Origin of the sequence: Mesorhizobium sp. M7A.F.Ca.MR.362.00.0.0, assembly GCF_004023175.1 — a bacterium.
Lineage (GTDB): Bacteria > Pseudomonadota > Alphaproteobacteria > Rhizobiales > Rhizobiaceae > Mesorhizobium.
Genome location: NZ_RZTF01000355.1, coordinates 5,642 through 6,651 on the forward strand (window position 1 = coordinate 5,642; position 1,010 = coordinate 6,651).

A 1,010-nucleotide genomic window follows, 5' to 3' on the forward strand; every position below is an offset into this window, starting at 1 on the left:
ACGGACGCTGCCGACGGCGATGGAACCGGTCTGCACCAGGGCGGCGATCGCCGCTATCAGGCCGGCGAGCGTATGCGCCAGGATGACCGTGCGCTGGACCGGCACGCCGGAAAAATGCGCGGCTTCGGCATTCTCCCCGACCGAAGCGACGTAGCGGCCAAAGATGGTCCGCGACAGAAGCAGCCACACCGAAGCGGTCAGCAGGGCCCAGAACAGCACCGGCGTCGGAACCGACAGGAATTTCGTGTTGTATAGGTCGTTGAACAGCTTCGGCACATCGCCGGGCGGATTGCCGCTCGACAGGAACTGCACCAGCCCGACCAGGATGATGCTGACCGCCAGCGTGACGATGACCGCCGACACCCGCCGGTTGCCGATCATGAAGCCGTTGAACAGGCCGATGACGAGGCCGGTGGCGAGCGCCAGCACGACGAAGAAAGGCATCGACGCGCCGGGGAAAGTGCCCGACGAGATGAAATAGTTGATGAGCAGGATGATGCCGCCGCCAGAGAGGTCGATCGACTTCACCCGCATGACGACGAGCTGCCCCAGCACCAGGATGCCGAGCGGCACGATCTGCCTGACGAAGATGCCCATGATGTTGAGGTTGAGCATGTTCGGCCGCGCGATCCACAGCGTCGCCAGCAGCACGATGAAGACAAAATAGGACGGCGGGGTGCGCAGCAGACGCCGGGCGATCGGATTTGCGAGAACGGCGGCCATCGCTCAGAGCCCCATTTTCTTGCGGGATTGCAACCCGACCACCGCCAGCAGGATGCCGCCCTTGATCGCTGTCTGAACAAAGGGCGAGACGTTGGCGAGGTTCATGCCGTTAGCCAGCAGCGCCATGACCAGCGCGCCGATCACTGTGCCGTGCAGGCTGCCGATGCCGCCGGAGAGCTGGGTGCCTCCGAGCGCCACGGCGGTGACGGTATCGAGTTCGAAAAGCAGACCGACATTCGGATCGCCCGACACGATGCGCCCGGCCAGGAAGACACCGGCAGCGGCCG

General features: G+C 64.6%; 2 protein-coding genes (1 of these 2 cut by a window edge). Both read right to left on the bottom strand.

What is annotated here, in order from left to right; genetic code table 11:
- Positions 1–723 carry the 5' portion of an ABC transporter permease gene (locus tag EOC06_RS29690; protein ID WP_245470196.1) on the bottom strand. The gene continues 237 nt to the left of window position 1, outside the view, so only the first 723 of its 960 coding nucleotides appear in the window; it begins with the start codon at positions 721–723; the stop codon falls past the left edge of the window.
- Positions 724–726: 3 nt separating this feature from the next.
- Positions 727–1,010: ABC transporter permease (locus tag EOC06_RS29695; RefSeq protein ID WP_368773609.1), on the bottom strand; the 284-nt coding region annotated here is incomplete at its 5' end.